Origin of the sequence: Paenibacillus sp. J2TS4, assembly GCF_018403245.1 — a bacterium.
Taxonomy (GTDB): domain Bacteria; phylum Bacillota; class Bacilli; order Paenibacillales; family NBRC-103111; genus Paenibacillus_L.
Genome location: NZ_BOSH01000003.1, coordinates 383559 through 407479 on the forward strand (window position 1 = coordinate 383559; position 23921 = coordinate 407479).

25 protein-coding genes and 1 pseudogene are annotated in these 23921 nt (G+C 48.9%); 16 read left to right on the top strand and 10 right to left on the bottom strand.

The annotated features are described in order from the left end of the window. Positions 1 to 9: 9 nt before the first annotated feature. The 3 genes from KJS69_RS09025 to KJS69_RS09035 form a co-directional block, all read right to left on the bottom strand. Positions 10 to 735, bottom strand: coding sequence for a hypothetical protein (locus tag KJS69_RS09025; RefSeq protein WP_213583394.1), 726 nt, complete (start codon positions 733 to 735; stop codon positions 10 to 12). A 206-nt stretch (positions 736 to 941) separates the two neighbouring features. Then, positions 942 to 1817 carry a hypothetical protein gene (locus tag KJS69_RS09030; RefSeq protein ID WP_213583395.1) on the bottom strand — a complete coding sequence of 292 codons (876 nt, stop codon included), beginning with the start codon at positions 1815 to 1817 and terminating at the stop codon, positions 942 to 944. Between the two features lie 78 nt (positions 1818 to 1895). Further along, entirely contained in the window at positions 1896 to 2300 is a 405-nt protein-coding gene (locus KJS69_RS09035) for a hypothetical protein (protein ID WP_213583396.1), read from the bottom strand. 324 nt (positions 2301 to 2624) lie between these two features. Between KJS69_RS09035 and KJS69_RS09040 the strand changes: the two genes are divergently transcribed. Both KJS69_RS09040 and KJS69_RS09045 read left to right on the top strand, forming a co-directional pair. Then, positions 2625 to 3602: a site-specific integrase gene (locus KJS69_RS09040; RefSeq protein ID WP_213583397.1), complete on the top strand. Its 978-nt coding sequence runs from the start codon at positions 2625 to 2627 to the stop codon at positions 3600 to 3602. Positions 3603 to 3792: 190 nt separating this feature from the next. Continuing rightward, positions 3793 to 4173 carry a hypothetical protein gene (locus tag KJS69_RS09045; RefSeq protein WP_213583398.1) on the top strand — a complete coding sequence of 127 codons (381 nt, stop codon included), beginning with the start codon at positions 3793 to 3795 and terminating at the stop codon, positions 4171 to 4173. Between the two features lie 69 nt (positions 4174 to 4242). On the opposite strand, the gene KJS69_RS09050 is transcribed toward KJS69_RS09045, so the two are convergent. From KJS69_RS09050 to KJS69_RS09075, 6 genes are all read right to left on the bottom strand, one after another. Beyond that, entirely contained in the window at positions 4243 to 5358 is a 1116-nt protein-coding gene (locus KJS69_RS09050; protein ID WP_213583399.1) for a GerAB/ArcD/ProY family transporter, read from the bottom strand. Between the two features lie 14 nt (positions 5359 to 5372). Continuing rightward, complete coding sequence (locus KJS69_RS09055) at positions 5373 to 5609, bottom strand: hypothetical protein (RefSeq protein WP_213583400.1); 237 nt, start codon at positions 5607 to 5609, stop codon at positions 5373 to 5375. A 6-nt stretch (positions 5610 to 5615) separates the two neighbouring features. Beyond that, positions 5616 to 6818 carry a Ger(x)C family spore germination protein gene (locus KJS69_RS09060; RefSeq protein WP_213583401.1) on the bottom strand — a complete coding sequence of 401 codons (1203 nt, stop codon included), beginning with the start codon at positions 6816 to 6818 and terminating at the stop codon, positions 5616 to 5618. A gap of 53 nt (positions 6819 to 6871) precedes the next feature. After that, a complete protein-coding gene (locus tag KJS69_RS09065) occupies positions 6872 to 7621 on the bottom strand; it encodes a YqjF family protein (protein WP_213583402.1) in 750 nt (249 codons plus the stop codon). Between the two features lie 19 nt (positions 7622 to 7640). After that, entirely contained in the window at positions 7641 to 9173 is a 1533-nt protein-coding gene (locus KJS69_RS09070; RefSeq protein WP_213583403.1) for an FMN-binding glutamate synthase family protein, read from the bottom strand. Between the two features lie 68 nt (positions 9174 to 9241). Then, positions 9242 to 10804: a spore germination protein gene (locus KJS69_RS09075; RefSeq protein WP_249730439.1), complete on the bottom strand. Its 1563-nt coding sequence runs from the start codon at positions 10802 to 10804 to the stop codon at positions 9242 to 9244. A gap of 205 nt (positions 10805 to 11009) precedes the next feature. Here KJS69_RS09075 and KJS69_RS09080 point away from each other — a divergent pair, with 205 nt between their 5' ends. From KJS69_RS09080 to KJS69_RS09125, 10 genes and pseudogenes are all read left to right on the top strand, one after another. Beyond that, entirely contained in the window at positions 11010 to 11243 is a 234-nt protein-coding gene (locus KJS69_RS09080) for a hypothetical protein (RefSeq protein ID WP_213583405.1), read from the top strand. Between the two features lie 20 nt (positions 11244 to 11263). Beyond that, positions 11264 to 12397: a GerAB/ArcD/ProY family transporter gene (locus KJS69_RS09085; protein ID WP_213583406.1), complete on the top strand. Its 1134-nt coding sequence runs from the start codon at positions 11264 to 11266 to the stop codon at positions 12395 to 12397. 103 nt (positions 12398 to 12500) lie between these two features. Beyond that, on the top strand, positions 12501 to 12656 hold the full coding sequence (locus KJS69_RS09090) for a hypothetical protein (protein WP_213583407.1): 156 nt from the start codon (positions 12501 to 12503) through the stop codon (positions 12654 to 12656). 33 nt (positions 12657 to 12689) lie between these two features. Then, entirely contained in the window at positions 12690 to 14321 is a 1632-nt protein-coding gene (locus tag KJS69_RS09095) for a recombinase family protein (protein ID WP_213583408.1), read from the top strand. Further along, a pseudogene (locus KJS69_RS09100) lies at positions 14311 to 14736 on the top strand (AAA family ATPase); the annotation flags it as partial. The gene KJS69_RS09095 and the pseudogene KJS69_RS09100, both read left to right, overlap by 11 nt. Positions 14737 to 14748: 12 nt before the next feature. After that, positions 14749 to 16032, top strand: a complete 1284-nt coding sequence (hflX, locus tag KJS69_RS09105) for a GTPase HflX (protein ID WP_213583410.1) — start codon at positions 14749 to 14751, stop codon at positions 16030 to 16032. Positions 16033 to 16752: 720 nt separating this feature from the next. Beyond that, positions 16753 to 18009: a methionine gamma-lyase family protein gene (locus KJS69_RS09110; protein WP_213583411.1), complete on the top strand. Its 1257-nt coding sequence runs from the start codon at positions 16753 to 16755 to the stop codon at positions 18007 to 18009. Between the two features lie 162 nt (positions 18010 to 18171). Beyond that, a complete protein-coding gene (locus KJS69_RS09115; protein WP_213583412.1) occupies positions 18172 to 18582 on the top strand; it encodes a MerR family transcriptional regulator in 411 nt (136 codons plus the stop codon). 36 nt (positions 18583 to 18618) lie between these two features. Next, a complete protein-coding gene (gene glnA / locus KJS69_RS09120) occupies positions 18619 to 19947 on the top strand; it encodes a type I glutamate--ammonia ligase (protein ID WP_213583413.1) in 1329 nt (442 codons plus the stop codon). A 198-nt stretch (positions 19948 to 20145) separates the two neighbouring features. Beyond that, positions 20146 to 20349 carry a hypothetical protein gene (locus KJS69_RS09125; protein ID WP_213583414.1) on the top strand — a complete coding sequence of 68 codons (204 nt, stop codon included), beginning with the start codon at positions 20146 to 20148 and terminating at the stop codon, positions 20347 to 20349. A 629-nt stretch (positions 20350 to 20978) separates the two neighbouring features. Here KJS69_RS09125 and lexA read toward each other — a convergent pair. After that, entirely contained in the window at positions 20979 to 21599 is a 621-nt protein-coding gene (gene lexA / locus KJS69_RS09130) for a transcriptional repressor LexA (RefSeq protein WP_213583415.1), read from the bottom strand. A 164-nt stretch (positions 21600 to 21763) separates the two neighbouring features. On the opposite strand from lexA, the gene KJS69_RS09135 reads away from it, so the two are divergent. The 4 genes from KJS69_RS09135 (at position 21764) to KJS69_RS09150 (ending at position 23909) form a co-directional block, all read left to right on the top strand. Beyond that, positions 21764 to 22087, top strand: coding sequence for a LysM peptidoglycan-binding domain-containing protein (locus tag KJS69_RS09135; protein ID WP_213583416.1), 324 nt, complete (start codon positions 21764 to 21766; stop codon positions 22085 to 22087). Between the two features lie 212 nt (positions 22088 to 22299). Beyond that, positions 22300 to 22482, top strand: coding sequence for a DUF896 domain-containing protein (locus KJS69_RS09140; protein ID WP_213583417.1), 183 nt, complete (start codon positions 22300 to 22302; stop codon positions 22480 to 22482). Positions 22483 to 22506: 24 nt separating this feature from the next. Beyond that, positions 22507 to 23040: a hypothetical protein gene (locus KJS69_RS09145; protein ID WP_213583418.1), complete on the top strand. Its 534-nt coding sequence runs from the start codon at positions 22507 to 22509 to the stop codon at positions 23038 to 23040. Positions 23041 to 23111: 71 nt separating this feature from the next. Further along, positions 23112 to 23909 carry an HAD family hydrolase gene (locus KJS69_RS09150; RefSeq protein ID WP_213583419.1) on the top strand — a complete coding sequence of 266 codons (798 nt, stop codon included), beginning with the start codon at positions 23112 to 23114 and terminating at the stop codon, positions 23907 to 23909. The last annotated feature ends 12 nt before the right edge of the window (positions 23910 to 23921 follow it).

Genomic DNA, 23921 nt, shown 5'->3' on the forward strand with positions numbered 1-23921 from the left:
AGGGGGGACCTATCCCATTTTAGACATCCAATGTTTTAATTGAATTTGTTTAGAATCTGCGCCGTGAAGCAGCGCCTGTATATTGACCTCATATTCATCCAGCATTTTCATCCGGTTGAATTGATTGTTAAATTGAAACATATTTAGCTCGAAAACATTGTGAATATGAATTCCATTGGCATGGGCACAAACAATCGAGATCAAATCCGAGAAAGTGAGACTTTCTGCTGCATCTCCGGAGCTTTTTTTCAGCTCTTGTATCTTCCTTTTATTGTCGAGCATCTTTTGTTTGATTTTTTGGGCCCGTTCATTAATAGGATTGAAGTCATCATCCTCGGGAGTGAGAAGGCAGTTCTGGATTTTGATGACTTGAATGAGCTGTTCCAGTTCGGCAGGGCTAATCCGTATATCGTTAACGAACAGTCCGTTGTCGTAAACGACCTGATCGGTTTGGAGAAAGAACTTTAATCCGTCAAAGAAAGCGTGTGAGATTTCACGGTCTGGATGAGACGCTATAATCTCTAGGACCCCGATATGGTCGGGAAGCTGATGGACGTAATCGGGATGAATCAAATGTTCTTTGTGCAGCGTTAGAGCCGATAGATACAGATTATATCGGGTATATCCATGCTGGATAATCTCATGCAAGGATAGAGGGGTGATACGAATTCCGGCAATCGCCGTTGGTAAATTAGCCAGTGTTTTTAATTTGATTTCTTCATGATTGATCTTCATATCGGATCAATGGACACTCCCTGCTGATTTTGGCTTTGTCGGCCTGTTTTTTTGATCCCACCTTCCGTGTATGATGGCCTCGTGTCATGGAGCCTTTGTGCTTAACGTCGTGTAATCATAAGGAATGGCTCTGGAGAGCTGGGTAGTCGGCAAGTCACACTCACCTCCTTTCGATAAATAATTATATATTTACTTTTAAAGGGTGATTAAAAATGGCGCTGCTGTATCCATTTCATATCAATAGGTTCTATGTTTTCATCGAAAAAATGATAGTCATTTCCAGTGTAATAGCAGAGAATGGAATCCATCTTGGAGCGGTTGCCCAAAGTTAGCTTGTAGCCTGCGAGCCGGGATGTATTCAACGTGAAGTGGCGACCGTTAAATTGAAAGCCGCCTTCCGTATCGACTATACACCATTCGGCTTTGTATGTTTGTCCCAGCTTGACGATTCCCTGGATGCCTCCGATTTGACAGGGGACGGCGTCGAGAATAGGATGGCCAAAAATATTGGTGGTCGAATAGTCGACGGAAGGAAAGCCGTTAATGGTGATCGGTACTCCTTGCACCTTCTCAATCCGGTAAGTGTTGGTTACAGGTGTCGAGTACAGCTTCGTTATTCGCCAGGCTCTGGTTTGGCAGTATTGGCTTATTTGATTGGCTTTCACCTTGTTCTGCCTGCCAAGCTCATAATCGGTGACTGAATCGAGCCCGTCCATCCATGGGGAGTGGGAAGAGCCGCCTGCTTCATAGTAGGTGCCGCCTGCTTCATCAGAGCCTCGGCCGGCAAACAATAAATCTTCATAATATTTATTGCTGACGGAAGAAAGCGGAAGCTCCCGTTTGGCGATATTTTTGCTTTTGCGGTTAGTTAAGGTAGTCTTGTTATTCGTATCTTTGATCAAATAGTTGGCGCAATCGCTCAGAAAGCGTTGAGCCAGATAAGTATGTTTATTGGCTATGAACCATTCTTCGTAAACATTATATATTTCGTTTTTAAACAGGTTCATTCGATCGCTGTCCGTCATCTCTTTCGTTGTATTCAATAGTTTAACACCATCGGGAGTTCGAAATTTGAATCTCATCGCTTGGCCTCCTCATCGTTATATACTGCACAGACTATCGTTTTTACTGCAATTTTTTGTCCCCGCGGCTAAATGCCGCTATCTGCAAGCTTTGCATATCGATTTAAATCTGCTCGCTTTGGAGGAGTCAGGACTAAAGAATTCGGGATGCATCGGCTTCATCGTCCCGCATCGGGAACACTTCTTGTACTCCCATTGGACCGTAAGATAATTCAGGTAGAGGTAGTCGTACTTCCATTCCTGATCATTTTGTTTTTTTATTTTCTTGCAAATGGTCTCCAGCACCCGATATATTTGCGAGACGTCTTTGTTCCATTTTTGCGCAATCGTTTCTTCGGGCCGGCCGTCCTGCAAAAGGTTAAGAATGTCTTCCTGCAGCTCGTTAAATTTACAGCGGCGAATGAGATGGTCCAGATCAACGTACAGACACAGAATTTCCTGGTTAACATGCTTTATATTTCCGGCTGAATCTGCGTTCATCATGTCAGAAGCTTCTCTGTGGAGGTCCAGCTCATGGCGCAGCTTGATCAACGCTTTAATACATTCGGTATTGCTTAGAGTAACGGCATGAAATCCGAATTCCGATGGGTGTGCGGCTCCGATCGCTCGTATGCTCTTTCTCTCCCTTCAATAAATATTTGCTGGCAAATTCGTCAAAAATGCGGGGATAATTATATTTTTACTTTTAAAAATAAAAACTATGAAATAAAAACAAGAACGACGATGGAAATTTTTGTAGTAGACTTACTTTATCACAATTGTTTTTAAGTGTAAATATATAATATAATGAGGATGAGAGAACGGGGGATGATGATGTCCAACCTTATTTATGAGCAAGGATATTTCAACAAGCAGCATAAGCTCCGGTATTTATCGGGGTTTGCGGCCAGAAGCCAGTCCACTTATGGCCGTGTCTTTCTCAAATCGAGAATGTATGAAGAGCTGTATGCCAAAGATTTATATGATTTCAATGAGGATGAAATCAAGCAGGTTATGTCCTGTCTTAATCCATTAAATCTGCATGCCAGCAGGCAATCGGGCGGGGTTATTCATAATTACATTCAGTGGGCTATGAAGGAAGGGCTGCGGTGTGCGCCGACTAATCCTTTGGACGGAGTGGGCAAGAGCTGGTACGGGCAGTTTATTGACACGTCTAAGGAAATCGTCTTCTCGGAAGCTCAAATCCGGGATATCGTCAGCTCCTTAAACAATTATCAGGATGCTTGTATTATACAGATGCTGTACGAAGGAGTTATGGGGGAGGGCTACAGTGAGCTGTTGAATCTCCGCAAGGTGGATATTGATCAGGATAACAACCTTCTACACCTGAGGAATGATAATGGAAGGGAGAGAAAGCTTAACGTTAGCGATCTGTGCATCAAGCTTGTCTCAGCCGCTCTCGACGAGACGAAATATTTGAAAAATAATGGAGATGTCAAGCCGGGGACCAAATCTCCCTATACTCACTTGGTGGATAACGATTATGTTCTCAAAATATCAGCGACCCGCAATAAAGGCAACGGACGCGGGGACAAGCATCTCGTCCTGAGAAGAATGAAGATGGTATCCACTTATTTTAATCTGGATTATTTAACGGGCACGAATGTAAGGTTTTCCGGGATGCTGTCCATGGCCAGAGATGTCTACGCAGCAGGAAAGAAGCTGGAGCTGGATGAATTGACCGCCATGGTCGATCGATTCGATATCAGTTCCTTAAATAATTTTTATATATATAAGACCAACTTTCTAAATGAAGCAACGATTAAAAAAGTATACGGGTTGTAATAAAGATAGCGTAAGAAGGATCGCCATAATAGGGGGCGGTCCATCTTTGTAACTAAAAAAATACCAATTTGACAACAATATATTGCCAAATTGGATATAAATGCTATATAATGTCATTATATCAAATAACGAACATTTGTTCTATAGTTTTGTCTATTAGATTAATTTTCTTAAGGAGAAGTGAGAGCAGATGATTAATCATTTCTCACAGCGAATTTTTGCGGAGTGGGGGTTGCAAGGGACCTTGCGCTCGATGGTGGAGCTGTTGATCCATACGGAGGAAGATTTCCATTTTTTTATTAACCGAAGCAAAGGGAATTCAGGCCGTTTTTTCTTTACTTTGCATGAAATCCGCAGGAGGAAATTGCGGGGCATGAGCCTGACTTTCGAGGAATTTGAGCGGGTATGCCGGAATAATAAGCGGCAAGCTCTTGAGCGGTTATTTTTGCAGAAAATAACAGACGATGATTTGGATAGGCTAGGCGAACGGACCAGCCAAGAGATCTTTGAGCTTCACAGCCGGCTTCCGCTAGGAACGACCTTCTCGATCTTTGCTCTGTATCTGGATTAGTACCGGCCCGATTACCGATAGCAGGAGGTGTTGAGGGATGCTAGTTTATTGGAGCCGGAATCCGCTTTTTCAAGGACGCCGCAGGCGTTTATCCTTGTTTCTTTTGTTGCGAAGGGCGGATAGGAGCAGCAGCATCAAGGGAAGCACCAGCCCGTAAGTGGATACATACGGAAACCACGTTTCTTTATCGTAGGTATCTGAATGGACGTAATCCGGATGAACAATTAACGATAAGACGACCAGCATCATTCCTAACGGCAAAGTGAGAGAACGATATTCTTTAAAATTCAATATTTGGGCCAGGCCCGTTACAGAAACATAGAAATAAACGGACATTTTATAGTAGATCGTAATAAACCACATAATAGCCATGATCACTTCGATACGCTGTAAAAATTTCCCTACATTGATCAATTTGGCTAATGAATAGCTGGGATAGGCTTGTCTGGCGGTCGTTTCCGCACCAAGAACGATAACGGCCCAAGCAATCATTACCGTCAATACCGTGCCTCCGATGGCGGTTCCAACAATTAAAGCGCGGTTAGCTTTTTTGGGATCGTTAACGGCAGATGGAAAGAACATTAAAAAAAGGATAGAAGGTAGAAAAAAAACACTTGTATAAAAGAGAGAAGCCTGAAAAACGGGCTTAACCCCGTTGTCTAGAACAGGTAATAGATTTTGCAGCTCCATTTGTGGAGAAATGAAAACGATCAGACCGACAAAAAGAACAACAAAAAATGGAAATAAAATTTCGGCCGAGCGGACTAGCGTAACCAGGCCGAAACGGACGGTATAAACGACGAGCAGAACATACGTGATATGTATCGCCTCAATAGGGGTCTCGGGTAGAATTTGGGCTGTTATAAAATCCCCCATAAAATAGACCAACTCGGACGCGGTGACGAACGCAAAGAAAACAAGCGTAAGGGAAAAAGCTTTTCCCAGCCAGGGGCCAAACGCTTCGTTAATCATTTCTATCAAGGTTAGATGGGGATAGCGATTCCCTATAACCGTATATAGCCAGGCCAAGACGACCCCGAATATCGTGCCTAGTATAGCGGCGATCCAAGCGTCTTGCTTGGCCGTTTCCGCCATAATAGCGGGAACGATTAAGATAGTGGTACCGATAGTGAACAATATCAGCAGGATAGCAAGTTGTCGAACGGTTATTTTGTCGCTGTTCAATGGTTAGAACACCTCTAATCGGCCAGCCAAGGATGAAGGGCATCGCTGATGGGCTTGTAAAGCATGATGATCCAATCAAGCGGATTCGGAAGAGGGAGCTTCATCCCCAGTGCCACTCCTAATCCTGTTCCTGCAATAAGCAGAATCCAGAAGACGGCTGCTTCCTTCTTTAAACGATTTTTTTTAAGGTAGGGAATTTCCCGGATGGCAATGGCCAGCCCAACCAGGATAACTCCAACACTGATCAACATTCGGACCTACCCCTTGCTTTTTTTCATGATGGGATTGCCGATGGTGCCGGAATGACGAACCTTGACTTCCACCTTTAACTGAACCGGCATTTTAGCAAATATTTGATTCCAATTATTTTTTACCGTTGCCCAATATTCGGGCTCGGATCGATGGAATTCTTCCCCGAAGCCAAAAACATCCGATTTCATTTTTTGAGCTTGGCGAACGGATGAACGAATCATTTTCTCCAAATGATGTTCCATAAGTCGTTCCAGCTTAGTTAATGTAGAGCGTTGAGTAAGATCAATGGAGCAGGAGACTTCGCTAATATTCGCTTCCACTTTAAGTTCAACATGGATTTGCGGAGCACCGTCCTTAAGCTCTGGTTTAATTTTGGCGTTCGAGCGAGCCACCTCTATATTGATCTCTCCCTCTTTATCCAGACAGGGAAGGACACCGATTGTGTTTTTGACTTTATTGCGGAGGTAAGTGACCCCTTTGCTGTTTTCCTCGTCAAACCAGCCGATCAGTTTATCCTGCTTAAATATGGCCAGCCCTACGTAATGCAAAATGGCCTCTGGCGCAATTTCCTTAACATTCTGTTCGGTTTTCCCCACCTCCAGGTCGCCTTTTAATTCCAAGGCCGTCAATACCGGCTGTCTTCCATCGCTTACGATGTCGTTGATTAATTCATGCAGAGAAATTCCAAGCACGGGAGCCCAATATTTTTCCGATGTTTCCAACGAATTCAGCAACCGGTTCGCCGGTATCTTTTCCAGTGGGGTAATAATTTTTAGAATATTTTCTGCTTTTGTATTTTTCGCTACGACAACGTAGAAATCTGTTCGGAACTCATGGTCCCGGGAGAATAGATCCATCACTTTATTAAGTCCTTCCCGGGCGACCTCCTCGCTGAGGACGATCATTCGCAGATGGGCTCCATAGATGCGGCGCGGGGACGTGGTAGTCATTTTCCGGTAGGTTTCGATCAAGGATCGGCCCGTGGCCGAATAAGTGGTGACGGGAGAACGCGCCCCGCTTGAGTCCTTCTTCGCGACTTCCCCCGGTTCGACAACCTGTGCGGTCAGGTGAAATAAATCATCCGACTTATCAATCCCTACAGCGACCTGAATGGCTAAATCATTTAACTCCCGGCGGCTCCAGCAGCCTGTAAGAAGAAGAGAAAGGAGGATAAATCCAAGCAGGAATCTCCACTGAAGCTTCATCATATCGATCCTTTCCAAGTAGTTGTTAGGAACATTATGCGCTGCGCGAACAGCATTCAATCGAGAGATGAAAGCGGGCTAATAGTCGAGAGACGGGCCTCCACCCCCCTGGAATAATGCATGAATTCCGGAGATTCAGGCAGGGCCATTCCGAGCGGCCCGGTCATCGTATTCTTGGACAGCTCGACCTCGGCTTGACAGAGCATCCAGGGAGGGTGGCACACTTCCCCGCAATACATGGTTTGCTTGAGCTTATGAAAGCAATAAAACAGATAACGTTCCGTCAACCAGTGCTCTATCGTACCTGGTGTTGCCAGATAAGGTCGTGACAAGGGACGGTATTTAGCTGAGAACAAGGCGGGAGAGCCGGATGATGCCCCTGGCCTGTGACTGGATAGCACGATGTGCTCTTCCCGCTGGCGAAATCGCATGTCTGCCTTATGATACGGGAGGCTGTACCACCATTTGGCCATATTCAGCACGAGCCGGTCGGACGCGTCCAAGCTGATGAAATACACTCCCGGCCCCCGAGGATGGGTGACATAGGTGCGAACGTTAATTTCCGGGAAGGCGAACGGATAAGGGATCGGGCAGCCCTTCAGGCGAATTCTGTTCATCCGAAAGGCAACAATTCCGATCCAGGCCTGGCCGGCGAACGTATCGACAGTTAAGGGCTCGGGGATCAGCTTTCTCAAGGACGAAGCAGCAACCGGCCAATGGAGGAACAGCAGCTGTTCCCAGCTCTGTTTCATTATCCAGAGGGGTGGGCTGCCGTCTGCTCCCGGCCGAACAGTATGAATGCGCATAGCATGACACCTACATTTGCTATTTTTTCTTCAAATATTCAAACCAGTTTTTGCCTTTCGGAGCAGGGGCGTCTCTCACAGGGAACTGCGCCGAAGTAGATGCGGTGTCACTGGGACCCGCTCCGTCCGGGTCCCATACAGGTCCGGGATCATAAGGCTCGGAAGCGAGAGGGACGCCGGTCACTTGGCTCGTCCACTTATCGAGCGAGGCCAAGTCGTTCGTATCGACGGCTTGCAGATTATCCTTGCCCATGGCCCGAATCGCCAGCTTGATTTCCTCGACGAAGGAAGTAAAGAAATTTTGCAAATGCTGTGCCGCTTTATTTTCATCAAATTGATCCACCAGGCTGCCTGGATAAAAGGTTAGCTGCGTAGGCGGTTCCCAGGGAATGGCTTTCGTGACTTGGTCGTGTGTCATCGCCCACAGCAGGGAGGTGCCCATATACACCCCGTCCGCTCCCAGAGCAAGGGCTTTTAAACATTCTCCCGGATTGGAGAAGCCTCCCCCGATCAATAGGCTGATCTGCTCCTTGACCCCGCGTTTCTTCAAATAACGGACGGCGCGGGATAAGGCAAAGAGGGTGGGAAGACCGAAGTCGTCCTCCAGAATGGGTGGACCGCCTTTAGTTCCTGCCTGGCTTCCGTCTATGCTTATAAAATCGACGCGGGCTTGAATGGCTACCTCCAGATCCGCTTCCATTCTGGCGCTGGCACAAATTTTTACTCCGATCGGGACTCCCCCTGTAGTGCCGCGCAGCTGTTCTACCAGGGGAGCCAAATCCTGCGGATGGTTAATTTCCTTGTGCCGAGAAGGAATGACTACGAGCTCGCCCGGCTTCACCTTCATAATATCCCGCGCTTTTCCCTGCATAAACTCGGGGGGGATTATGCTCGCAGCACCAACGGTGGCTCCCTGGCCGATATGAATCTCGATTGCATCCGCCTGACGGAGAATGGAAGGCTCCTTGGACCAATGCCCGGAACTGTACTGGATAATAAGGAATTTGGCATGATGGCGATCCTCGGGCAAAAAGCCTCCTTCTCCGGTATTCGTTGCTGTACCGACGGCTGCGGTCCCTTTGGCGAGGGCAATTTTGACCTTCTCGCTTACCCCGATCCCATAGCCGATAGCCCCTGCCAAAATAGGAATATCCAGGGTCAGCGGCTTCTTCGCTTTCGGTCCGATCGTCACTCGCAGCTCCACATCCTCTTCTTCATGAGCAGGCAATACCGCCAGCTGGGCCGGCACAAAGGTAAGCCCGTCAAAGTTCAAAAATTTGCGGGGGCTGCCGAACGGGCGTTCAATAATCGCTCCGGAGGCGGCGCGCAGACTGTTCTCGATCACTTTAATCGGACTGGTTCGCGTCAGGGCAGTAACCATTTCCCATATATTTGCGGGGTAACGCTCAGACATCAATCGTTTCATGAAGAGAGCTAATAGGGATTGAGTGATTGGCTTGAACAGGATGATAATCATCCCTGCAATGAACAGGAAGGCGAGCAGAGCCCCTGCAAAAGAGAGGAGGAATACCCCTGTCAACGATGTCTGCATAAGGAATCTCCTTTATTGGTTTCATCCGGACGGATACAGATCGTAAAGAGAACGATAGGCGGCAGGACTCACTTCATATCGCCATTCGGATTTCCAGCCTGATGGTTCCCGTTCGTACCGGAATCTCCGTTTTGCTGAGGCTCCCCGCCTATCCTCGTTTTGTTGTGACGGACCAACACATCGGGACGGGTATACATTTTCCACCAAGGCACGCGAATTACATTATCCTTCTGGTCGGACTTGCTGAATGGCGCAAAGGGAGACATATACGGAACCCCGAACGATTGGAGGTGGCACAAGTGAAGCACCAATGCAATCATTCCCAGAAACATGCCGTAAAAGCCAAATGAGGCGGCAAGTCCCATAAACCCAAAGCGCAATACCCGGGCCGATATTCCGATATCAAAGCTTGGAAAAATAAACCCGGCTATGGCGGTTATAGAGACGACAATGACCATGGCCGGGGATACCAGACCGGCTTCCACTGCCGATTGTCCCAAGACGAGGGCTCCGACAATGGAGATGGCCGTGCCTATCGCTCTCGGCATCCGAATACTCGCTTCACGCAGCAGCTCGAACGTCACTTCCATAATTAAGGCTTCAATAAAAGCCGGAAAAGGAATACCCTCTCTTTGAGAAGCCAGGCTGATCAATAAGGCCGTCGGCAGCATCTCTTGATGGAAGGTCGTAACGGCAATATAGGTGGAAGGACCGAATAAGGAAATGAGAAAAGCAAGATAGCGAAGCAAGCGCAATAAACCGAAATCAGAACGATGGTAGTAATCTTCGGCGGATTGCAGGAACTGGGTAAAAAGGGCCGGCACCAGCAGCACAAACGGGGTGCCGTCGATCAGAATCGCGACTCTTCCCTCCAATAAAGAAGCAGCGACTACATCGGGCCGTTCCGAATTGTTGATCGTCGGAAATACGGTGAAGGTCTTGTCCTGAATGAACTCCTCGATGTAATTGCTCTCCAATATTCCATCTATGTCAATTCTTTGGAGGCGTGAACGAACTTCCTGCAAGGTCGATTCTTTAACCAGACCATTCATATACATGATCGCGACCTTGGTCTTTGTAATCCTCCCAATAGGATTTACTTCCATCCACAGGTTCGGATCCTTAATTTTTCTACGGATAAGAGCTACGTTCGTCTGCAAAGTTTCCGTGAAGCCTTCCTGCGGACCCCGTACCACGGTTTGCGAGATCGGTTCGGTTACGTTGCGATGTTCAAAGCCGACCGTATCGACGGAAATCGCTTGGTTCTCCCGATCGGTGAAGATGACCGTTTCACCGGAAAGAATCGATTCCTGAATCGCTTCAAAATCGGTCTGCGTCCGGATATCCCCGATCGTAATGCGCGACAGGCTGAGAACATCGGTGGACGTGGTCCAACCTTCCTGAACAGCTTGATTGGAGATCGATTCTATCAGACGGTACACAGAAGTTCGGTCGGCCATCCCGTCAAGGTATACGAAGGCCATATGAACTTCGGGCGTATCGCCGAAGGTCAATTCCCGGACTATCAAATCGCCGCTGTTACCAAAAATGTGCTGAAGTTGATCGATGTTGTCTTGAAGTGCAAGATTTAATCTCATGGCGCTGACCTCGGTTACCGATTTTGCTTTCATTATTGACATAACGCCGGTTGCATAAACCTGAGGTCATAAGAGGTCATTTTTTCATTCCGGGAGATCTTTCGAGGAGATCCTTCAAGGGAAGGAAAAGCGGGACGAAGACAAGGGGGCGGAGCATAGCTGTCTGGCGATTCGTGATTAACGCCCCCCAATTATGTCAATAATGGACAAATCAAGATGCGACGAGGAGGAGAACGGAGTGCTGGCTGTTATTATCGTAGTGTTAGCAGGGGTAGTCGGCGCATGGATAGACCTCCCGGCCTTATGGCAAAGCAAGCAAGTCAAAGAGCTTGTCTGGTTTATGGCGACTCTCATAATGGGAGTCGCTATCGGGATCATTAAAGGATTGCAGCTTCCGTTCCCCAACCTGATCGACGCAGTGATGGCGGTCTTGAAACCAATCACCGATGGGCTTATGCAGCGGCTTGATTGAACGGCGGAGGAAATGAGGATATGAACGATTCGAAAATAACGTCGCGACAGTTCTTTGTGCTGGTGTTTCTATTTACGGTCGGAAGCTCTATTCTGTTCGTGCCCTCTCAGGTGGCCGATGCGGCCAAGCATGATACCTGGCTGGCGATATTGATCGGGTTCGTCATCAACTTGCTTGTAGTCGGTCTATACCTGCTTCTGTCCCGTTGCTATCCTGATACAACGCTTTATGAATTAATGGAAAAGCTGCTCGGAAAATGGATCGGTTACCTCGCCACAGCCCTCACCTTTTTATTTGCGTTTATCGTTTGTCTATCCAGCTTGTTTTATTATGTCGGCTATTTTCTGAACACTCAAATCTTTCCTGATACCCCGGTGGTTGTCTTGAACGGATTATTTGCCATCATTGCCATTCTGGGGGTGCGATTAGGAAGGGCTACCTTTTCACGCGCCAGCGAGGTTCTTGTCGGGCTCTTTCTTTTTTTGTATGTGTTTCTGATCTTCACGGTTGCTCCGGAAATAGAGATGGAGAATCTGAAGCCGGCGCTGACTACACCCGTTACCTCCTTGCTGGACGGAGCTTTAGGGTATGTCAGCTTCTCCACGTTTCCGTTAATCTTCTTCTTGACCCTCTATCCGGCTCATGTGCTTAATCCTCGTCAGGCGGCCAAAAACTTCATGTGGGGAACTTTAACGGGCGGAGCAGTCCTGTGGATCATTTCCGTTGTCAGCATTGCCGTGTTCGGCCCAGAGGTCACAAAGGCATATACTTTTCCGAGCTATGTGCTGGCGCAGCGCATTAATATCGGAACCTTTCTAACCCGTGTGGAAGTGATCATGCCTACGATATGGTTGATCTCCTTGTTTTTTAAATGCTTGATTTATTTTTATGCATCCGTGGAAGGATTGGCCCGATTAACCCGGGTCCGATCGTCTCAATTGTATACGATTCCGATTGGGTTAGCCGCGTGGGCGCTATCCGTCGATCTGTATACCGACTCCGCTCATTTGTATGTATGGAGCAAAAAGACGCTGCCGGTCATCACCTTTATATTTGGAGTCCTTCTGCCCTTGATCCTTCTCGGTCTGGCTTTACTGAAGCGAGGACGCGAGAGCAGCAGGGGAAGGACGGCGGCTCCTATGGAGGAGAAGTAGTTTCCCGCTCTGAATCGGTTATCACAAAAATAATACGAATCGGACAAATTCGTTATCGAATAACGTATACAAAGAGCAGAAAGGAGGGGTAGCCGGCAGGAGGATGAACAAGGAGCTGTCGATTGTTTTGACGTTCAAAAAAGATGGCGATAGCGGATACAAATCTGAGGAACGGGTTACAAACGAATTGGCCGGCTGGGTGGCCGTAATCTTAAGCAAACCTGCAAAGAAGGAGGTTCAACAAGCTCATTCCGGCTGAAAGGCCGGTTCAGACAGCAAGGTGGTGCCCATCATGATTGTCAGAGAAGCTCACCTGTTCCGCAGGGAGCAGCTGAATGCCTTGGTCGGACAGATCAAGGCTCTTGTTTATGCCCGGGTGTCTACAGACGATCAGGCCAGACACGGCTTCTCGCTGGAATCGCAAATCGAACGCTGTGTCAATTTCTCCAGATCGAAATACAACTATGCAGAGAATCAACTGCTGGTTCTGGTGGAAGCCGGTGAACACGGCGACAATCCGGATCGCCCGATGCTGAAATATTTAATGTTTTTGGTTGAACAAGGCATTGGCTCCAAAGTGTTTTTTCTCCATCCGGACCGAATGAGCCGCTATTTGCAGCTGCAAATCGAGCTGTCCTCCCGCTTGTGGGATTTGGGCTGCGATATTGAATTTGTCGAATTCGACCTGGATAAGGACAGTCCCGAATCGATGCTGATGTTTAATGTGCAGGGCAGCATTGCCCAGTACAACAAAGCTAAAATATTGGCGAATACGAAACGGGGAAGAAGGACGAAGGCATTAAAAGGAGAGGTCGTCGGCCTCCGCAGAATTTACGGCTATTCCTTCGATAAAGAAAACGACCGGCTTGTGGAGAACGACGAAGAGAAGCGAGTTTACTTGATGTTGGTCGATATGCTGCTGAATAAAGGCTATTCCTGCTCGCGTATGGCCAGAGAGCTTTCTGCCCGGGGGATTCAAGCGCCGAGCGGAACGGTATGGTACCAGGCGACGATCAGTCGAATTCTGAAAAACGAGTCCTACACAGGCACTTATTATTATGGAAAAACAGAGGTCGTCCAGAGCAAAGGAAAAGGCCGCACGATCCGCAAACCCCGGGAGGAGTGGATTCCGATCCCGATTCCGGCGTACATCGACAGAGCTACTTATAACAAGATGCAGGCGCAGCTGGCTAAGCTGGCCAAAACGAGCAGCGGAAGGCCATCGGAGCCCTGCCTGCTCAAAGGATTGGCGAGATGCGGCCGATGCGGGGCGGCGGTGACCGCAGGCGTTACAAGCCGTACGGCCAACGGTCTGATTAAATATTATGCGTGTACAGGAAAAACGAAAAAAGGATACAGGGTTGGAACTGACGAACCTTCCCATTCTTTATGCCGGGGGAGAAACTGGAGAGCCGATCAGGTGGATCGTATAGTATGGACGGAGCTGGCGGCAGTTCTGAAGTCCCCCGAGGAGTATATTAAGAGGTATGTGAAAAAGCTGGACGATACAGAAACGATCTTGAAGCTGCAGGCGAAAAGAGAGGAACTGCTCTGTGCGGTGGCGGATAAAACTAAAGCCAGAGATAAGTATGTCGATTTATACGCATCGGGATGGATTGAAACGAAGGCGGCTCTGGAATCTAAATTACGGACTCTGGATCGTCAGCTGGCGGTACTCCGGGATGACCTGATCCAAGCAGAAGATTCGCTCCGCTTGGCAGAGACAAATGTTAATTATTCGTGCCTTGTGTTAAAATATGTGCGACAACTGAAAGGGTTGGTTGCCGCGGATCGCTTGTCCGCTGCAGATCAACGCGACTTGGTCGCGCTATTGGTGGATCAGGCGGTGCTGCATGAAGAGGGGCGGATTGAGCTGGTTCTTTGTTGCAGCGAGCACGTGTACCGAAACCTAATCCATGGTTAAGGCGATGGAAGATTATAAATATCAGTTCGTTCTCATTCTGGCCGGCTATCCGGACGAAATGGACGATTTTATGCGGACCAATCCGGGATTGCCTTCGCGCTTTCCGATTCAGGTGGATTTCCCGGATTATACGGTCCAGCAGTTGATGCAAATCGCTCATCTGATGATTAAGGAGCGGGAATATTCGTTTCACCCTCAGACAGAAGTGAAGCTGAAGCAGCATCTGGTGCGGGAGCTTGAGGCCAGCTTCGGAACGTTCAGCAACGCCCGTCTCGTGCGCAATCTGATCGAGAAGGCGATGAGGCATCAAGCGGTCCGCCTGCTGCAGCAGCATAGGCAGCATCCGTCCAAACAGGAGCTGATGACGCTGCGTCCCGAGGATTTGCGGCTCGATCGGCCCAAAACTATACCGTAAAGGAGATGTTGTATGAAGCCAACGACTCATGATGTGATTGGCGAGGCAGGGGATCGCGCAATTCTGGTCAGCCTGCTTACCCACGAGAAGAAAAGGCAGGAGGATTTAGCCGCTTTTTCTCTGGAGGAATTGGTCCGTCTGGCCGAGACGGCCGGAGTAGCGGTGCTGGATACGATCGTTCAAAGCCGGGAAGCGGCGGATTCCAAATGGTTCATCGGCAAGGGAAAGGTGGAAGAGCTGAAGGAGAGGGTGATGGAGCTCGCGGCCAACACCGCCATCTTCGACCAGGAGCTGTCCGGGGCCCAGGTAAGGAACCTGGAGGAATCGCTGGATGTCAAAATAATCGATCGGACGCAGCTCATCCTCGATATTTTTGCCCAGCGGGCTCGTACCCGGGAAGGGATTCTTCAGGTGGAGCTTGCGCAGCTGACCTATTTGCTTCCCCGCTTGTCCGGGCACGGCAAGAATCTGTCCCGGCTGGGGGGAGGAATCGGGACGAGAGGGCCCGGCGAGAGCAAGCTCGAAACCGACCGCCGGCACATCCGCCGCCGGATCAGCGATTTGAAGCGGCAGCTTGCCGAAGTTACGCGGCACCGCTCCCTGTATCGGGCCCGGCGCAAGAAAATCGGCGTCTATCAAGCCGCGTTGGTCGGATACACGAACGCCGGCAAATCGACGCTGCTGAAGCAGCTGACCGATGCGGATGTTTACGTGGAGAATCAACTGTTCGCCACGCTGGATCCGACCTCGCGGAATTTGCGGCTGCCGAGCGGCAAGGAAATCGTCCTGACCGATACGGTCGGTTTCATACAGCAGCTGCCTCACGATCTGGTCGCCGCCTTCCGGGCGACGCTGGAGGAGGTGCTGGAGGCCGATCTTATTCTGCACGTCGTCGATAGCTCCTCCCCGATGAGGGATGGGCAGATTCAGGTCGTAAATCAGGTGCTGGAGGAGTTGGGAGCCCATGGCAAAGACCAGTTGACGCTGTTCAACAAAGTCGATCTGTGCTCCCCTGCCGACCGGGAGTGGCTGACAGCGCCCGGGGACTATATGCGGCTCTCCGCTTATGAACCGAAAGATTTGGACAGGCTCAAGGAGCGGATCCAAGACCGATTGAGCGGAATCCGCATCGAATACCGGATTCCCGCGAGCCGCGGCGATCTGCTGGCGAAGATTTACCGGCTGGGAGAAGTGATGTCCTCGGAGGTGGACGGTGAAGAGCTGGCGCTGATCGTTCAGGCGGGCCGCTCGGAGTACGAGGTTCGTGGCCATCTGCTGAAGGAGTACGAGGTTTGAGGATTATTTTAAAGTTGTTTGAGGGCTGTGGCGTGTTACTGGAACGCAATTGTGGGGAGGGCAGGTTAATAAGTGCCTTTATCCACAAATGCATGATAGAGCATAAGCGAATGAAGGCGTTTTGTACGAAAAATCGTACAAATGGGTGCGCTAGTTCCGTGAAAGGGTCGTCTTTGTACGAAATATCGTACAAGTATCGATAGATCTGATTGCGAATGAGCCCGGTTTGTACGAAAAATCGGACAATCAGCCGTGTGTATGCCGCGAAGGTCCCGTTTTTGTATGAACAATCGTATAAATGGGCGCACTAGTTCCGTGAAAGGATCGTCTTTGCACGAAATATCGTACAAGGACGCATTAGTTCCGAGTGCAATGAAATAAATGTAAAAAAATAGAGTACATTGCTTAATGTTACTATATAAATTGAACTAATGAAGGAATAGCTCATGAAGTGGAGAAAGAAAGATGCTTCCAGGGCGAGTTTTGGCTTTGTATTCCTACCATCCAAAGGCCCATCCCATAGAAGGAATACAAAACAAGATGTTTGAAGCTTCGGAGGCACTTTCCTTCGGAACGGAATGAGAGCTATTCTTTAGTTCAACATATATAGTTCCCGCCAATTGGACTTTTTCGGGAGCTATTTCGTTGAGTGCTCTTTATAGTTTTGAGCCGAATATACAATATAAATTTGTCGTGAATGAGATAAGGGAGAGAAGAAACATGCAAGTGAACGACGCCATACGTCCGTATATAGAGAGAACGGAACAGGAGATTCAAGCCCGGCTGCAAGAGGTGGACCGCTTGGTCGACCATAATCAATGGAAGGTGATTCAGGCCTTTCAGAAGCATCAGGTGAGCGATTACCATTTTGCTTCTTCCACCGGTTACGGCTATAACGACAGAGGGCGGGAAGTGTTGGATCTGGTCTATGCCGATGTGTTTGGAGCGGAGGCGGCGCTGGTTCGCCCGCATTTTGTCTCGGGAACCCATACGATTTCCACCGCCTTGTTTGGCGTGCTGCGCCCTGGAGACGATCTGCTGTACATTACGGGCCGCCCGTATGATACCCTTCATAAAGTGATTGGCACCCCTGGGGATGGCAAGGGCTCTCTTCAGGACTGGGGCATCGGCTATGACCATGTCGATTTGCACGAGGACGGAGCCCCCGATTGGGAAGCCATTCGCACGAAGCTGACACCGTGTACGAAAGTGATCGGCATTCAACGGTCCCGCGGGTATGATTGGAGGCGGGCCTTTACGATAGAGCAAATCCGCGAAATGGTCAGACGGGTGAAGGAGCTTAGGCCGGACGTCATTATTTTTGTAGACAATTGCTATGGCGAATTTACTGAAGAAATAGAGCCGACCGAGGCAGGGGTCGATTTGATGGCCGGCTCGCTGATCAAAAATCCGGGAGGCGGCATAGCCGCTACGGGAGGCTACATCGCCGGAAAGCGGCGCTATGTCGAGCAGGCGGCTTATCGTCTGACCGCTCCGGGAATCGGCGGCGAAGTCGGAGCGATGCTGGAGACGACGAGAAGCATCTATCAAGGGCTGTTTCTCGCGCCGCATTTGGTCGGACAAGCGGTGAAAGGGAGCATCTTTGCCGCTTCCTTGTTCGATCAGTTGGGCTTTGAGACGAGCCCGCGCTGGAATGAGAAGAGAACCGATCTGATCCAAGCGATCCGTTTCACCGGCCCGGATCATCTGATCACCTTCGTGCAAGGAATCCAAAAAGCGGCGGCCGTTGATGCCTATGTCGTTCCGGAGCCGTCGGAAATGCCCGGCTATGAGCATCCGGTCATTATGGCTGCGGGAACGTTCATCCAAGGGGGGAGTCTGGAGCTTTCGGCAGATGCTCCCATTCGCGAGCCTTACATAGCCTACCTGCAAGGCGGACTTACCTATTCCCATGCCAAGCTGGGGGCTATTATCGCTTTGGAGCATTTATGGCGGCAAGGCTTGCTGGATCAATAGCGGAAAGAGTATTTTTTTGTTAGGCCGGGTCATTAAAAAAGAGTGTGCTTGTGCAGCTTGTTTGGCGGTCATTACCAGCTTTCGGAACGGTAATTTTCTTGACGGGATTATAGCCAGAAAGTTACAATCAGGAGAGATTACCACTCATAGGAGTGACTGCCGATGAGCGACGCTATTCGCAGAAATATGGCTCTGTTTCCGATTCGAATCGTCATGAAGCTGACGGAGTTGTCCGCACGGCAAATCCGTTATTATGAGCAGCATGAATTGGTGAAGCCCGCCCGCACAGATGGCAATCAAAGGCTTTTTTCGTTCAATGATGTAGAGCGTTTGCTGGAAATTAAGAAATATATTGAAAAAGGCGCCAATATGGCGGGGATCAAGCAAATGCTTCAGCCTAAGACGACAGGTGAGGAAGAAGCGACCTTGATCAACGAGCTCTCCCGGGTCAAGCGCAAGGAGTTGACCGATTCACAGCTGCGCAGGTTGTTGAAGCAGCAACTGATCGGAGGCCGTCGGCCGGATCAGGTCTCCTTAATTCAAGGGGACATTTCCAAGTTTTTTAATCCATAGTCAATCCCTGTCTCGAATCGGTTAGGAGGACGTAGTATGAGCTACACGAAGGAAGACATCTTGAAGATTGCCAAGGAAGAGAACGTTCGATTTATCCGGCTGCAATTTACAGATTTGCTCGGCACAATCAAGAACGTGGAGATCCCGCTCAGCCAACTGCCTAAAGCATTAGACAATAAAATGATGTTCGACGGATCCTCCATCGAAGGGTATGTGCGAATCGAAGAGTCGGATATGTATCTGTATCCGGATTTGAATACATGGGTTATTTTTCCGTGGGTAGCGGAAGATCGTGTGGCTCGCTTGATTTGTGACATCTATTTGCCCAATGGACAGCCCTTTCCCGGAGACCCGCGCGGAATCTTGAAACGGGCCCTTAAGGAAGCCGATAACATGGGGTACAGCTCAATGAACGTCGGACCTGAACCGGAATTTTTCTTGTTCCGCACGGATGACAAAGGGAATCCGACCCTGGAGTTGAACGACCAGGGCGGTTATTTCGACCTGGCGCCAACCGATCTCGGCGAGAACTGCCGTCGGCAAATTGTGTTAACGCTGGAGGAGATGGGCTTCGAGATTGAAGCTTCGCATCATGAAGTAGCGCCTGGTCAACACGAAATCGATTTTAAATACGCCGATGCGGTGAAGGCGGCGGACCAAATACAGACGTTCAAGGTGGTGGTCAAGACTATCGCCAGACAACATGGACTGCATGCGACCTTCATGCCCAAGCCTCTGTTCGGGGTGAACGGGTCCGGGATGCACTGTCATCAATCGTTGTTTACCGGAAGCACCAACGCCTTCTATGACGAAGCGGACAGGCTGTGCCTCAGCCAGGCGGCCAGGCAGTATATGGCCGGAATTATGCGGCATGCCCGGGCGATGGCGGCCATTACTAATCCGACCGTCAATTCATACAAGCGGCTTGTTCCGGGCTACGAAGCCCCGTGCTATGTGGCCTGGTCGGCCAGCAACCGCAGTCCGATGATCAGAATACCGGCTTCCCGCGGCCTGAGCACGAGAGTCGAAGTGCGAAACCCGGATCCTGCGGCGAATCCGTATCTTGCCCTAGCGGTCATGTTAAGAGCCGGGCTGGATGGTATCCAAAAGAAGCTGCAGCTTCCGCCTCCAACGGACCGTAACATCTATGTCATGTCAGATGAAGAAAGACTGATTGAGGGCATTCCCAGTCTGCCGGCTGACTTGCATGAAGCGCTATTGGAAATGGTCGGCAGCGACCTCATCCGAGACGCGCTAGGGGAGCATGCCTTAACCCATTTCTATGAGCTGAAGGAAATCGAATGGAACATGTATCGAACCCAAGTTCATGCCTGGGAACGAGACCAATATTTGACCTTGTATTGATTTATTAGTCTGGCCTTTCTGAGCGATTGGGCTTCACATCTATCGATCTACTGCAATAATAGTCGTAAACTGACGGAACGAGAGAATGGACGAGTCCCATGCGGCCCCTGTGAACAAGCAGGGGCTTTTTTCCTGTTGCATACAGAACATTCGTTTGCATATAATACAAACAAATGTTCTTGCTGGAGGCGAGGGAGGATGGAAGTAAGCAGATATATAGGGCGAACAGTGGAGATCATTTACCTTGATCGGCATAATCGGTTCAGTCAGCGCACGGTGGTCATCAAATCTGCCGAAGGGCAGCGGGTCCATGCCTACTGCTTGGAGCAAAGGGGGCCGCGTACATTTATTATCGGGAATATTATGGCGGTCTGTCCGATACGAGTGGGGGAAGTGGTTTGAGACACCCCGCTTCACAACTGAGGCATCGGAGTGAGGTAAGCCAGATAATGGGATAATGGGGGGGGAAAACTACTGATCTGATCTTCTTTCCTGCTTTTATGATGATTTCTTGGATCCAATCGAGTAGCCTGCATGCAGGACGATAGCCCGGTTGAGTGTGCCGACTTGATCATGCAGCAAATAGAACAATCTGCCACGTGGCGTCCCGACAGGGGCATAATAGTGGTATAGATGGCTAATTGGATTTCATACAGCTAGTTTGCTTCTCAAGGGCGAAAAACGAAAGCTAAGTGGAAAAACTGCAGCTACTTTCTGCTAAAAAGGCGATAACAGTCAAAAGTCTCGATACTGACTGCAGTTTTTCCATCTAGTTTAGTTGCTTGCTGCCATTCGCTAGAATTTACCTACACAAACTACAGTTAGGCCCCCATTCCGCTGACGCGGCAACAGCGTAGCCAGTCGCATCGAACCTTGAAGCGGATTCCGCTCTGCGAAAGTTGAGCTAAGAAGATGAAGACGCAGCTACAGTATTCGATGTGCCACAGCACTATAGAATACAACTAACCTCCTGCCGAACGATCCGTGGCGCAGGAGGTTAGTTGATGTGGCGTATAAAGATTGGCAGCCGATTAATGAATATCGCGAAAAATTCCGATCACTCGCCCAAGAATGGTGACATTATTCAACCGGATCGGCTCCAGGCTGGAGTTCTCCGGCTGGAGTCGGATGTGATCCTTCTCCTTGTAGAATGTTTTAACCGTCGCTTCATCGTCTTCCGTCATAGCTACTACAATATCTCCGTTATCAGCGGTCGGCTGTTGTCTTACAATGACATAATCGCCGTTGTGAATGCCGGCCTCGATCATGCTATCTCCCATAACGCTTAGCATGAATACATTATGATCACCGACGTAATGGCTCGGAAGCGGGAAGTAGTCTTCAATATTCTCTGTCGCGGTGATCGGCATTCCGGCCGTTACTTTACCGATCAACGGGACTCTTGCAATGGACGATGGCAGCAAGCTGACGGATTCGTCGCCATCAAGAATCTCGATCGCTCTTGGCTTGGTCGGGTCTCTGCGGATCAAGCCTTTCTTCTCGAGCCGTTCGAGATGTCCGTGTACGGTGGAACTGGAGGCAAGTCCCACAGCTTCGCCTATTTCACGAACGGAGGGGGGATAGCCCTTGTCGCGAACTTCGTTCTTGATAAACTCCAAGATCGCCTGCTGACGGTTGGACAATTTGGTCAATGTGATCACTCCAATTGGAAATAATTAAATAAAGTATATCACAGAACCGGAGTTCGTACAAACATGGGTTCGAATAATCTATTAAATAATGATGCAGAGACATTGACACAAACATTTGTTCGTGATATTCTACTAACAGAACAAGTGTTTGGGGGTATTCATTTATGAAAGCATCCATCGTGCTTGAACGCCGGCCTATTCTCTCAAGTAAGATCATTATTCGTATTTTGCTATTATCTGTCCTTGTTTTTGGCTTCATTTCTGCATCTTATCAATTTATTTTTCCTGCTTATGCCGTTGACGAAAGGACAGAAGCCATGGCCATCAGGAAAGAAATAGATGTGGCCCCGGGCGATACCCTGTGGTCTATCGCGAATAAACATGCGCCGGAAGGTGAAGATGTGCGTGCTTATTTATCCAAGATTAAGAAGATGAATCAATTAAAGAGCGTCGTCTTGCACGAAGGACAGCTTCTATATTTGCCTTAATAGATGTACTCATAGATCTTTAATACACTCCTATCTTTTAAGATAGGTCAGCCTGATTTCCTGATGCTCAGCTTGAGCGAACAACTCTATGATGACCAGCTCCGCAATGGGGCTGGTCAACTTGACATTTTACAGGCAGAATGGCAAAGTAGAAACAGCGTGGAGTCTGCTTTTCATGGAGGAACAGACGGCTGAGACAGGAGGTTGAAACTATGTCCATGGAGGAAACGATTAAACGGATTAATGAGCTGGCCCGAAAGGCTAAAGCGGAAGGTTTGACCGATGAAGAATTGGAAGAACGAAATGAACTCCGCAAGGAATATATCCATGCTTTCAAAAGGTCATTAAAATCTCAACTGGACAACATTAAATATGTAGAGGACGAACCAAAGTAGACTTCGCTTCAAGGGGGAACGGTCATGTCCCGTAAATGGGAAAGAATGGTGGAAAAAAACCGGAAACAAACGGATAAGATCAGGAAAAAGCAGGGCAAGCCTGCCGTTTCATATGCTCAATCGGAGCCATATAAGAGATTTCTCGGAAGAAACTGGATGCTTCCGTTTTTTTTAGTTGCTTTTTCTAGCGTCTTCACACTTCTATTCTATGATATTTATCAGAATGACGCTTCTTATTGGTTTATAGCTATCAGTTATTTTGTTCTTGGACTGATCATTTTCTTCCTGCGGCGTCCGATGCTGGGAGTGGGGAAGACCGAGCTGACATCGCGTCGATTCGGCGGGGACAAAACGGTCCCGGCGGAAGATATTGAAGAGATTACCTTTATGCCTGGCTATGTGGTCATCCAATTTAAGACGAAGAGAATGAGATGGGTTTACTCTAGATTTATGCACCGCATGGATATAGCGGCCATTAAAGAAGAGCTGAAGCCATTCGCCGAGAAGAATAAAGTAAAGTGGGCGGATTCTTCTGTTCCTGGTGAACAGCAAGCTTAAGGTTTTGAGAAGTGATTTTTATTGCCTGCCTACATTAATTAATCGCAACGGATAAAGAGGGGAAGAGGGTTATGGCGATCAAAGCCGTTTTATTTGATTTGGATGATACGCTGCTGTGGGATGATCGCAGTGTTCAGGAAGCGTTCAAGGCGACCTGCCGCAGAGCCGGAGAAGTCTATCCCCGGCTGGATGTCCAGAAGCTGGAGCCGTGTGTGCGGGCAGCCGCTCGTTCCTTATATGAATCATATGAAACGTATCCATTTACCAAGGAGATAGGAATCAATCCTTTTGAAGGGCTATGGGGACGGTTTGAAGAGGGGCATCAACTGGAAGGGTTTAGAAAGCTGAATACGCTAGCTCCTAAGTATCGCAAAGATGCCTGGACCGCGGGACTGAAGGCGGCCGGTATCGATGACGAGGGGCTGGGGGCGGAACTGGCAGAGCGCTTCCCTGCGGAGCGCCGGGCAAGGGCCTATGTATATGAAGAGACCTTCGAAGTACTCGCCAAGCTGAAGGCAAGCTATTCTTTGCTGCTGCTTACGAACGGCTCTCCGGATTTGCAGCAGGAGAAGCTGGATGGAGTTCCACAGCTGCCAACTTATTTTGATCATATTGTCATTTCGGGATCCTTTGGCAAAGGCAAGCCGGACGCGTCCATTTTTCAGCATGCAATGAAGCTATTGGGGATCGGGCCTTCCGAAGGCTTGATGGTCGGGGACAAGCTGACGACCGATATATTGGGGGCTAACTCAGTGGGAATGAAGTCAGTCTGGATTAATCGTCATGAGCTGACAAGAACGGACGATATTGTTCCCGGCTATGAAATTAGCAGCTTAACCGAAATTCAGGGCATCCTTGATTCTCTCTAATACTTCATGGGC